Source organism: Brachyspira hyodysenteriae ATCC 27164, from assembly GCF_001676785.2.
GTDB classification, from domain to species: domain Bacteria; phylum Spirochaetota; class Brachyspiria; order Brachyspirales; family Brachyspiraceae; genus Brachyspira; species Brachyspira hyodysenteriae.
This window is the reverse complement of the sequence record NZ_CP015910.2, coordinates 2,581,974-2,594,437: the sequence shown is the minus strand read 5'-3', so window position 1 is coordinate 2,594,437 and position 12,464 is coordinate 2,581,974. Positions and strand designations below refer to the sequence as shown.

6 protein-coding genes and 1 tRNA gene are annotated in these 12,464 nt (G+C 27.1%); 4 read left to right on the top strand and 3 right to left on the bottom strand.

Features of this window, described 5'->3' with window-relative positions; translation table 11 throughout:
- Window positions 1-8: 8 nt before the first annotated feature.
- A tRNA-Leu gene (locus tag BHYOB78_RS11335) sits at window positions 9-92 on the bottom strand.
- Between the two features lie 169 nt (window positions 93-261).
- Here BHYOB78_RS11335 and BHYOB78_RS11330 point away from each other — a divergent pair.
- Window positions 262-1,275, top strand: a complete 1,014-nt coding sequence (locus BHYOB78_RS11330) for a hypothetical protein (protein WP_012670920.1) — start codon at window positions 262-264, stop codon at window positions 1,273-1,275.
- Window positions 1,276-1,391: 116 nt separating this feature from the next.
- Window positions 1,392-2,531, top strand: a complete 1,140-nt coding sequence (locus BHYOB78_RS11325) for an HD-GYP domain-containing protein (RefSeq protein WP_012670919.1) — start codon at window positions 1,392-1,394, stop codon at window positions 2,529-2,531.
- A 1-nt stretch (window position 2,532) separates the two neighbouring features.
- Here the strand turns inward: BHYOB78_RS11325 and BHYOB78_RS11320 are convergent, their stop codons facing one another.
- Together BHYOB78_RS11320 and BHYOB78_RS11315 are read right to left on the bottom strand one after the other, a co-directional pair.
- On the bottom strand, window positions 2,533-2,865 hold the full coding sequence (locus BHYOB78_RS11320) for a hypothetical protein (RefSeq protein ID WP_012670918.1): 333 nt from the start codon (window positions 2,863-2,865) through the stop codon (window positions 2,533-2,535).
- A 4-nt stretch (window positions 2,866-2,869) separates the two neighbouring features.
- On the bottom strand, window positions 2,870-3,343 hold the full coding sequence (locus tag BHYOB78_RS11315; RefSeq protein WP_012670917.1) for a chemotaxis protein CheX: 474 nt from the start codon (window positions 3,341-3,343) through the stop codon (window positions 2,870-2,872).
- A gap of 203 nt (window positions 3,344-3,546) precedes the next feature.
- Here BHYOB78_RS11315 and BHYOB78_RS11310 point away from each other — a divergent pair, with 203 nt between their 5' ends.
- Both BHYOB78_RS11310 and BHYOB78_RS13540 read left to right on the top strand, forming a co-directional pair.
- Window positions 3,547-3,864, top strand: a complete 318-nt coding sequence (locus BHYOB78_RS11310; RefSeq protein WP_012670916.1) for a hypothetical protein — start codon at window positions 3,547-3,549, stop codon at window positions 3,862-3,864.
- A gap of 2 nt (window positions 3,865-3,866) precedes the next feature.
- Window positions 3,867-12,449, top strand: coding sequence for a midas domain-containing protein (locus BHYOB78_RS13540; RefSeq protein ID WP_065203232.1), 8,583 nt, complete (start codon window positions 3,867-3,869; stop codon window positions 12,447-12,449).
- The last annotated feature ends 15 nt before the right edge of the window (window positions 12,450-12,464 follow it).

Genomic DNA, 12,464 nt, shown 5'->3' with positions numbered 1-12,464 from the left:
ATTTACTGTGCCGAGAGAGGGACTCGAACCCTCACTGAGTTGCCTCAGGCAGATTTTGAGTCTGCTGCGTCTACCAATTTCGCCATCTCGGCAATATGTTATAATAAAAACATACAAATTTAAAATTTTTTTAATGCTTAGATTATAAATTATACTGAGTAAAAATCAAGTATGATATTCTATATTTTTTCTTTTTTTATAGTTATATGTTTTATTTATTGTAAAATATGGTAAAATAGCATATTGTGAAGGTTGTTTATTATGAAGATAACATTAGATATGTCAATATCAAAATTACTTGATGCTTTTGATAGAGAATTTGGGGTATCTTTAGGAATATATAAAGGTGCTCACAAATCAGATAATATTAAACTATTTGAAATATCTGATCCTAGAAAAAATCAAAAAGCTTTTATAGTCATCAATAAAGATACAAGTGTAGAAAGTGCAGAAGCTATGTTTAGAAATACATTTGGAATCAGAGTTCAGGTAAAAGATAAGAATGGAAATACAGTAAGTCAGGAAAGCACATTAGGAGGAATTAGGAAATTAGATAAGGGATTTCTTGATGGCAGTAATGAAAGTAATATTGATCTTATAGATAAAGATAACGATGAAGAAATAAATGATGGTTCGGATGAAGATAATAAGAAAAAAAAGAAAAAAAAATCATATTTTTTAAAACCAAAAATAGTTAAACATACAGTAGAAGATAAAATAAAAGAGATAGATAAATATTATTTAGGATTTCAAAGGTCTGAAAGATACAAATCTATGCTTAATCTTTTGTCATGTATAGAAGAAGCAAAATTGACTTATCCGGATTCTAAAGAGCTTATAGATCATATTGAAGAAATAAAGTCAAAATCTTTAAATATATCAAATTTAAGCATAAAAAAAAGAAGATTTGCTATATTAGTATTGATTATAATAACTTCTATTTTGTCGCTTATAGGTATAGGTACTTGGGGATATAATCTTTACAATAATATAAAAAAAGATAGGGAAGCCGATACTATAATACAAGAAATAGATAATCTTAGAATGAGAAAAGGTTCTTTGATGGAAAGCGGCAATATATCAGAAGCCAATGCAATAGATGAAAGCATAAATTCCAAATCAGAAAGACTTAATATCATACAGAATAAAACTACAGCATCTATAGCTAATTATTTTATAGTGGCAGCATTATTTTTTGCTGTAATAGTGGCTATGTTTATATTAAGGCTTAATAAGTACAATGTGACATCTATAAGATTTGGAAAAAATACATAATTTCATAAGCAGTACAAAATTTTATATATAGAAATTAACATAATTTTACTTGATAATATACAACTATATGATATTATATTCTTTAATATAATGATTTATTTATAGTGAGGAACTAAATGCCAAAGATTGTTATACCATTAAATGAAGTAAAAGAAGGAATGAAGATAGCCAGCAATATATATAATAGTGATGAAAAAAGAATTGTAGATATTGGAACTATTGTTACAAAAGATATTATAGAAACTTTAAAAAGGAATTCTATTACTACAGTTAGTGTAATGGAGCTTTTAGATTTAAAAAAAGAAAATACTGTTAATACTTCTGGAGACGGCAAAAAACCTGTATTAAGAGGCATAATGGAAGAAGAAGGAAAGAAAATATTGAAGATAGATAGTCAGGAAGTTGTTAAAAGACAGGAAGCTACTATAGAAAAAACAAAGTCATTATATGAAATAGCAAAAAAAGGCGGCGGAATAGATTTTGATTCTATGAAGAAGGAAGTAAATAACATGCTTTCTTCTATTGTAGAAAATAAAGATGCCCATTCCTATCTTTCTATGCTGAAAAGAAAAGATGAAACTATGTATAAACATGCAGTAGATGTTGCAACATTAGCAGCTATTACAGCAGGAGAATTGAATCTTACTAAAGTGGATATGGCTAATATTATGCTTGGAGCTTTGGTACATGATATAGGAAAAGTACTTATACAAGAGAGTCTTCTTTCAAAGGTTAATCTCACAAAAGAAGAGGAAAGTATATTAAAAAAACATCCAACTCAAGGTTATAAATTAGTAAAAAGAGATAATTTAGATGATAATATAGCAGATATTGTGTTGGAGCATCATGAAAAATATGATGGAAGCGGATATCCTTTTCAAAAAGATAATAAAGATATAAGTTTATACAGTAAAATAGTATCTATTTGTAATACTTTTAATAATTTACTAACCAAAGGAGAACATGGCGTACCTTGTACTCCTGATAAGGCTGTGAAAATTATAATATCTTTAGCTAAAAAAGATTTTGACAGTGATGTTGTAAAAGCATTTCAAAAAGCTGTAGGATTTTATCCTAATAATACAAGGGTAAAACTTTCAAACGGTTCTATAGCAAGAGTAATAGAGCAAAATCCTAATCTTCCTTTAAGACCTGTACTTTCCATTGTTAAACATCTTGATGGTACAGTTAGTGATGGGTTAGAAGTTGTTGATTTATCTACATCTAATGACTTATTTATAAAGGAAATAATATAATTTAATATTTCAATTTTTGCTTTTTAGATAAAATACGTACTAAATATTTTAATTCATATCTTGAATAGTAATCTTTTACCATAGTAACGCCTTTTTTATTAAAAAAAGAAAAATAATTATATTTTTCCAATGTGGATAAAAGCTGTAAAAAATGTTCTTTTTCTAATCTAAAAGCCGATGAAACTTCTTCTAAAGAGTATAGTTTTTCTTCATCTTTAAAATATTTATTTAAAAATTTATCTGATTTTATTTTTATACAAATATTATCAATAATTATTTTTATAGTTAAAACTATAATAAATAATATTAGAGAATATTGTACTATTTTGGGCATTTTATCAATTAGTTTGATTAAATAGAATTAAGTTCATAAAAATTTCACCTAATTCTGTTTTATAATTTATAGATAATATTTTATCATTTTCTTTTTCAAGCATAGACATTTGTTCGCTCATAAGTATAGCAGGAGGAGTCATATCTAAATCTATATGTTTTGTTGATAGATCATTGATAGCACTTCCAGCAACCATGTTAACAAATTCTTTAATAGTTGCAATAAAAATATCGTCTATTGAAGTTATAGATTCCATATTAAGAGCTGAAGCTAGTTTAAAAGCAGTTGCTTTACTCATATTAAACATAAGTCTTCCGCTTAAATCGCCTGTAATACCAACAAATACTATAACACCGCCTACATGATTTGCATTTCTGTATATTCTTACATCACCTTTTCCAACTTTAGAATTGAAATAACTTTTTAATATAATAACTGTACCTTTGCTGAAAGCATTTACTACATCTAAATCAAACATATAATAACACCATATAATTTATTTTTACTAATAATAATCGGAAATAAATATAATATTTTTAATAGTATACAACCATTATGTAAATATTCAAGTAAAAAATATAATTATTACATATTAATTAATAGAAATCTTGACTACAAATAAAAAGAATGATATCATTAAATAAATTTATATAGTTATATAAAATAGTAACCGATAATATTATGAGAGATAGAATACTTTGTTTATCTTTTACATTATTGATATTTGTATTTGGTATGTTTATAAATCTATTTTATAAAACTAAAAATGCAAATGATAAATTAATTAGTATTACAGTAAAAGGAGCGGTTGTTAATCAGGGAGTATATTTTTGTAAATATGGCATTTCAGTAAATGAGGTTTTAGAAATTTGCGGAGGAATGACAGAATTAGGTTTTTTACCGATAGGATTTGATTATAATATGCCGATAACTAATGATACTACGATTAATATACAAAAAAGATATTCAACTATAAGAAAAAATTATGAAGAGAATTGATAGTGGAAAAAGAGTTCGCTAGTATTTTTGAAAGTAATAAAGACATCTCCCTTGATGAATATGAAATAAATAAACTTCTAGAAAAATCTATAGAAATCAATGAAAATGAATTTCCTGTAATAGCTATAGGTAATTCTGATAAAGAAACTCCAAAGATACATGGTAAAATAACTACTAAAGAATATGAGGAAAAAGATAATAAAGTCGTTAATAATTATTCAGAAGATAAAGAAGGATTAGATGTAAGCAATAATGCTTATTCTGAAGAAGAGACAAAAAATTATAAAAACCTTCAAGAAACTTTAAGCTTGTCAGAAAGCGATATAGAAGTGGCAGGTGAAATAGTTGATTCTGAAATAGATATGTCAAGACTATTTCCTAATTCAGATAATTCAAATAATTTAGATAAAGAAGAAACTGAAGTTCAAGAAGAAGAACCAGAAAAAACATCAGAATTAACAGAAGAACAATCTGAAATAATAAATAATATATATTCCAAAGAAGAAAGTAATATACATAAGCAATCTGAAGATGAATCTTTGGAAGGTTATGAATTAAGTAATATTGAAACTGTTGAAGATTTCAATTTAGATGATAGCTTTAAAAAAGATGATTCTCCAACATATTATGAAGAAGAGGAAAAAGATTCAGATTTAAATTCTGCAGAAAATGATGATATTACTTCAGATGAATCAGATTTAAATAGTTTAGAAGATAATTTAAAAGAACTATCAGATGATATAAAAGGCGATAATAAATCAATAGAAGATATTGATATAGAAGATTTAATTGGTGAAGAAAATACTCTAAACGTAGAAAACATTAAAGATGAAAGTATACGTCTAGGTGAATCAGATTTAAATAATTTAGAAGATACGCTAAAAGATTTACCAAATGATGCAAATAACAATGTTGAAAATGCTGCTCCTAAAGATATTAATATAGAAGATCTTATAGGAGAAAATATAGAATATGAAGAAGAATACGATGATGATGATACTTCAGAAGAAGAATCTGGTTTAGAGTTGAGAGAATATACAGATGAAGAACTTCTTGATATTAATAATATATTAGATGATGAAGAAATAGAATCTAATAATAAGGTTCCAGAAGAATCTGCTCAAAGTAATGAAGAAAATTCATCGGCTTTAGAAGAGCTTGAAAATATAGAAGAATCTATTGATGAGAATCCAGAAGAATCAGATTCTACAACAGAAGAATCTGGTTTGGAAATGAAAGAATATACCGATGAAGAACTTCTTGATATTAATCATATAGAAGATGATGAAAGTTCTCCAGAAGAAGAAGTTATTCAAGATGATGAAAAAACTCCTGATGAAGATTTATCAGCTTTAGAAGAGCTTGAGAATATAGAAGAATCTATTAATGAGAATCCAGAAGAATCAGATACTTCAGCAGAAGAATCTGGTTTGGAAATGAAAGAATATACCGATGAAGAGCTTCTTGATATTAATCATATAGAAGATGATGAAAGTTCTCCAGAAGAAGAAGCTAGAGAAGATGATGAAAAAACTCCTGATGAAGATTCATCAGCTTTAGAAGAGCTTGAAAATATAGAAGAATCTATTGATGAGAATCCAGAAGAATCAGATACTTCAGCAGAAGAATCTGGTTTGGAAATGAAAGAATATACTGATGAAGAACTTCTTGATATTAATCATATAGAAGATGATGAGAGTTCTCCAGAAGAAGAAGCTAGAGAAGATGATGAAAAAACTCCTGATGAAGATTCATCAGCTTTAGAAGAGCTTGAAAATATAGAAGAATCTATTGATGAAAATCCAGAAGAATCAGATACTGCAACAGAAGAATCTGGTTTGGAAATGAAAGAATATACTGATGAAGAGCTTCTTGATATTAATCATATAGAAGATGATGAAAGTTCTCCAGAAGAAGAAGTTATTCAAGATGATGAAAAAACTCCTGATGAAGATTTATCAGCTTTAGAAGAGCTTGAAAATATAGAAGAATCTATTGATGAAAATCCAGAAGAATCAGATACTGCAACAGAAGAATCTGGTTTGGAAATGAAAGAATATACTGATGAAGAACTTCTTGATATTAATCATATAGAAGATGATGAAAGTTCTCCAGAAGAAGAAGTTATTCAAGATGATGAAAAAAACATTGATGAAAGTTTATCAGCTTTAGAAGAGCTTGAGAATGCAGAAGAAGCCATTGAAGAAAAATTAGAAGAATCAGAACCATTATCAGAAGAAGTTAGTGAAGATGATGAAAAAAACATTGATGAAGGTTTATCAGCTTTAGAAGAGCTTGAAAATATAGAAGAAGCCATTGAAGAAAAATTAGAAGAATCAGAACCATTATCAGAAGAAGTTAGTGAAGATGATGAAAAAAACATTGATGAAGGCTTATCAGCTTTAGAAGAGCTTGAGAATTCAGAAGAAGCCATTGAAGAAAAATTAGAAGAATCAGAACCATTATCAGAAGAAGTTAGTGAATATGATGAAAAAAATATTGATGAAAGTTTATCAGCTTTAGAAGAGCTTGAGAATATAGAAGAAGCTATTAAAGAAAAATTAGAAGAGGAATCAGAGCCATTATCAGAAGAAGTTAGTGAATATGATGAAAAAAATATTGATGAAAGTTTATCAGCTTTAGAAGAGCTTGAGAATGCAGAAGAAGCAATTGAAGAAAATTTAGAAGAAGAAAAATCAGATGATGAAACTATAAGTTTAACAGAATCATCTTTGAATGAATTAGAATCTGAACCTTTAGAAGAAAATATAGAAAAAACACCTACTGAAGATAATAATGAATTATCATTAGATAAATACACATTAATAGAATTAGAAGATGGAACAAAAGTAAAAAGAACATCTTATGCAAAAGATAATATAGATGTAGAAGATGCTGTATTTTCTGATGAGCAAAACTATGTTGTTCAGCACATATATTCTGAAGAGCAAGATATTCTTATGAAAGAAGTGTCTGAAAAAGATGCTCTCACAGAAGAAGAGTTAGAATCCATTGATTGTGTTGAAGAATTTGATTTGAGCAGTCTTTTCAATAATCAGCCAGTTGATAATAATATAAATGATAATGAAGAAGAAATAGAAGTACCAGATTTATATGATGATAATTCCGTAGTTATTGATAATGATGATTCTTTGGCAATAAATGAAGATTTAGAATTGCCTGAAATAGATGATGAAGAACCAAAAGAAGTAGATTTAATAAAAGAAGATAATCTAAAAGAAGATGAAATAAATATACAATATAATGATAGAAATGTTGTTGTTCCTGATATAGATAATGTTGATTATATAGATGAATCAAACTATATAAATGAAATAGATAATGATGATGATGTAATACAATTATCTGGTAATGAACTTGATTTGATAACTAAAGATTTTGAAATTAATAATATAGAATCTCCAAAAGAAGAAGATATTACAGATGATTACAGAGAAGATAACTATACTATGTCAGAAATATCTGATGGAGATTTAGAAGAAATAGATGACGGTTATATTAATGAGAATGAAGAAGATATTATAGATGATTATAGAGAAAATAATTATACTATGTCAGAAATATCTGATGGAGATTTAGAAGAAATAGATGACGGTTATATTAATGAGAATGAAGAAGATATTATAGATGATTATAGAGAAAATAATTATACTATGTCAGAAATATCTGATGGAGATTTAGAAGAAATAGATGACGGTTATATTAATGAGAATGAAGAAGATATTATAGATGATTATAGAGAAAATAATTATACTATGTCAGAAATATCTGATGGAGATTTAGAAGAAATAGATGACGGCTATATTAATGAGAATGAAGAAGATATTACAGATGATTACCGAGAAAATAATTATGCTATGTCAGAAATATCTGATGGAGATTTAGAAGAGATAAAAGAAGAATTAACAGAAGCAGAAGAATCAAAAGAAGAGAATGCATTAGAACAATTAGAAGAATCAAAACCAGAAGAGTCAGAATCTCAGGAATACTCTTCTGAATTGATAGAAGCTACAGAAATAAAGGTAGAAGAAGTATCAGAACAATTAGAAGAATCAAAACCAGAAGAGTCAGAATCTCAGGAATACTCTTCTGAATTAATAGAAGCTACAGAAATAAAAGTAGAAGAATTATCAGAATCATCGAAAGAAGATACTGTATCAGAAGAATTAGAAGAACCAAAATCAGAAGAGTCAGAATCTCATGAGGAGTCTTCTGAATTAATAGAAGATACAGAAATAAAAGAAGAAGAAATATCAGAACCAATAGAAGAAACAAAAGATGAAGAATTAACTTCAGAACCTATTACTGAAGAGATAAAAGAAGAATTAGAAGAACCAAAATCAGAAGAACTAAAAGAAGAAAAACCAGAATTAACTAATGATTATATATCTAAACTTCATGATGAATATTTACATAATCAGGAATTGAATAATAATCAAGAATCATCAAATGATGACTATATATCTAAATTCAAAAAGATGAATGAGGAATATGTAGAAAGTACTAAAAAAGAAGAAGAACCTAAAGAAGAAATAAAAGATGAAGATTTAACAGATGAAGAAAAAGAACTATATAAAAGTTATTTATCTAATACAACTGATATTCAAGAATTAGAAAATAAATCAGAAGAATCATCTTCAGAACCTATAACTGAAGAACATAAAGAAGAAGCATCATCTCAGGTAGAAGAACCAAAAGAAGAGAAACCAGAATTAACTAATGATTATATATCTAAGCTTCATGACGAATATTTACATAATCAGGAATTGAATAATAATCAAGAACCATCAAATGATGATGACTATATATCCAAATTCAAAAAGATGAATGAGGAATATGTAGAAAGTACTAAAAAAGAAGAAGAACCTAAAGAAGAAATAAAAGATGAAGATTTAACAGATGAAGAAAAAGAACTATATAAAAGTTATTTATCTAATACAACTGATACTCAAGAATTAGAAAATAAATCAGAAGAATCATCTTCAGAACCTATAACTGAAGAACATAAAGAGGAAACATCATCTGAGGCAGAAGAATCAAAAGAAGAAAAACCAGAATTAACTAATGATTATATATCTAAACTTCATGATGAATATTTACATAATCAGGAATTGAATAATAATCAAGAACCATCAAATGATGACTATATATCTAAATTCAAAAAGATGAATGAGGAATATGTAGAAAGTACTAAAAAAGAAGAAGAACCTAAAGAAGAAACATCATCTGAGGTAGAAGAATCAAAAGAAGAAAAACCAGAATTAACTAATGATTATATATCTAAACTTCATGATGAATATTTACATAATCAGGAATTGAATAATAATCAAGAACCATCAAATGATGACTATATATCTAAATTCAAAAAGATGAATGAGGAATATGTAGAAAGTACTAAAAAAGAAGAAGAACCTAAAGAAGAAACATCATCTGAGGTAGAAGAATCAAAAGAAGAAAAACCAGAATTAACTAATGATTATATATCTAAACTTCATGATGAATATTTACATAATCAGGAATTGAATAATAATCAAGAACCATCAAATGATGACTATATATCTAAATTCAAAAAGATGAATGAGGAATATGTAGAAAGTACTAAAAAAGAAGAAGAACCTAAAGAGGAAACATCATCTGAGGTAGAAGAATCAAAAGAAGAAAAACCAGAATTAACTAATGATTATATATCTAAACTTCATGATGAATATTTACATAATCAGGAATTGAATAATAATCAAGAACCATCAAATGATGACTATATATCTAAATTCAAAAAGATGAATGAGGAATATGTAGAAAGTACTAAAAAAGAAGAAGAACCTAAAGAGGAAACATCATCTGAGGTAGAAGAATCAAAAGAAGAAAAACCAGAATTAACTAATGATTATATATCTAAACTTCATGATGAATATTTACATAATCAGGAATTGAATAATAATCAAGAACCATCAAATGATGACTATATATCCAAATTCAAAAAGATGAATGAGGAATATGTAGAAAGTACTAAAAAAGAAGAAGAATCTAAAGAAGAAACATCATCTGAGGTAGGAGAATCAAAAGAAGAAAAAATAGTAAATAATGATGAAGATTTGACAGATGAGGAAAAAGAATTATATAAGAGCTATTTATCAAATATACCTGAAGAATCAGAAAATAAAGAAGAATCTTCTGAACTAGTAGAAGAAACAGAAATAAAAGCAGAAGAAATATCAGAATCAATAGAAGAAACAAAAGATGATATATCAGAATCCTCAGAGGAAGTAAAAGAAGAAGAATCAACTTCCGAATCAGAATCTACTGAAGAATTAGAAGAAGAGATAATTAATAATGAAGATGATTTGACAGAAGAAGATAAATCAATGATAGAAGGCTATCTAGATAAAGTAGATGCTTCTTCAGAAGATTTAACAGATGAAGAAAAGGAATTATATCAAAGTTATTTATCTAATGCAGAAGCTGAAGAATCAGAAAATAAAGAAGAATCTTCTGAACTAGTAGAAGAAACAGAAATAAAAGCAGAAGAAATATCAGAATCAATAGAAGAAACAAAAGATGATATATCAGAATCCTCAGAGGAAGTAAAAGAAGAAGAATCAACTTCCGAATCAGAATCTACTGAAGAATTAGAAGAAGAGATAATTAATAATGAAGATGATTTGACAGAAGAAGATAAATCAATGATAGAGGGCTATCTAGATAAAGTAGATGCTTCTTCAGAAGATTTAACAGATGAAGAAAAGGAATTATATCAAAGTTATTTATCTAATGCAGAAGCTGAAGAATCAGAAAATAAAGAAGAATCTTCTGAACTAGTAGAAGAAACAGAAATAAAATCGGAAGAAATATCAGAATCAATAGAAGAAACAAAAGATGATATATCAGAATCCTCAGAGGAAGTAAAAGAAGAAGAATCAACTTCCGAATCAGAATCTACTGAAGAATTAGAAGAAGAGATAATTAATAATGAAGATGATTTGACAGAAGAAGATAAATCAATGATAGAGGGCTATCTAGATAAAGTAGATGCTTCTTCAGAAGATTTAACAGATGAAGAAAAGGAATTATATCAAAGTTATTTATCTAATGCAGAAGCTGAAGAATCAGAAAATAAAGAAGAATCTTCTGAACTAGTAGAAGAAACAGAAATAAAAGCAGAAGAAACAAAAGATGAAGAACCTATCACTGAAGAGATAAAAGAAGATATATCAGAATCATCAGAGGAAGTAAAAGAAGAATCAACTTCAGAATCAGAATCTACTGAAGAGTTAGAAGAAGAAATAATTAATAATGAAGATGATTTGACAGAAGAAGATAAATCAATGATAGAAGGCTATCTAGATAAAGTAGATGCTTCTTCAGAAGATTTAACAGATGAAGAAAAAGAATTATATCAAAATTATTTATCTACTTCTGCTGAAAATCAAGAAGAAGTAAAAGAAGATATATCAGAATCATCAGAGGAAGTAAAAGAAGAAGAATCAACAACTTCTGAATCAGAGTCTACTGAAGAGTTAGAAGAAGAGATAATTAATAATGAAGATGATCTGACAGAAGAAGATAAATCAATGATAGAAGGTTATCTAGATAAAGTAGATGCTTCTTCAGAAGATTTAACAGATGAAGAAAAAGAATTATATCAAAATTATTTATCTACTTCTGCTGAAAATCAAGAAGAAGTAAAAGAAGAAGAATCAGCTTCTGAACCAGAATCTACTGAAGAGTTAGAAGAAGAGATAATCAATAATGAAGATGATTTGACAGAAGAAGATAAATCAATGATAGAAGGTTATCTAGATAAAGTAGATGCTTCTTCAGAAGATTTAACAGATGAAGAAAAAGAATTATATCAGAATTATTTATCTACTTCTGCTGAAGAAACAGATGAAGAAGAAGATTATAATAATGAATTGAAAGAAGAAGTAAGCGATGAGGAATTAGAAGATCTAGTATATATAAATAATGTTCAAATAGATGAAATAAGAGATTCTGATTTGAATATGCTTGAAAATATTATTAAAGGCAATGATGAAGACGGTGTAGAACTCATAAGAATAGACGATAAAATAAATGAGAATAATAATACTCAAGAAGATAATACCAAAGCTAAATCTTTAGAAAATTTTGATTCTATGGAAGAGCTTTTAAATAAGGAGACTAATATGTCTGAAGAAAAAGAATTAGAAACTATTGAAAAAGAAAATTTAGATGAAAATGTGGCAGTTGAAGAAGAATTTAGTTTAGGTGATGATAATGAGCCTATACTAATGGAAGATGAAAAGCATACAGAAGATGATGAAGAGGATTTTGACGGAGAAATTACTCAGTCTGATTTAGATTATGCTATTAAGCTATTTGAATCTGAAGAGTCTAATGTAAATACTAATGAGTATAGTTCTAAACAGGATATACTATTATCAGAAAATGAAATTAATAAGTTTAAAAAACTTTTTGGCTATTTCAAGAATATTGTGGAAAAAATGTCTCCTGAAGATTTAAATGATTTTTCAAAAACAGAATTCTACGATATGTATTCATCTCTATTTAGAAAATTTGGTGATTAAAATTAATTTTTCTCG

What these genes read in the sequence shown, in the direction of transcription:
- BHYOB78_RS11330 (WP_012670920.1), top strand. Translation starts at nt 262, where the DNA reads ATGAAGATAACATTAGATATGTCAATATCAAAATTACTTGATGCTTTT.
- BHYOB78_RS11325 (WP_012670919.1), top strand. Translation starts at nt 1,392, where the DNA reads ATGCCAAAGATTGTTATACCATTAAATGAAGTAAAAGAAGGAATGAAG.
- BHYOB78_RS11320 (WP_012670918.1), bottom strand. Translation starts at nt 2,865, where the DNA reads ATGCCCAAAATAGTACAATATTCTCTAATATTATTTATTATAGTTTTA.
- BHYOB78_RS11315 (WP_012670917.1), bottom strand. Translation starts at nt 3,343, where the DNA reads ATGTTTGATTTAGATGTAGTAAATGCTTTCAGCAAAGGTACAGTTATT.
- BHYOB78_RS11310 (WP_012670916.1), top strand. Translation starts at nt 3,547, where the DNA reads ATGAGAGATAGAATACTTTGTTTATCTTTTACATTATTGATATTTGTA.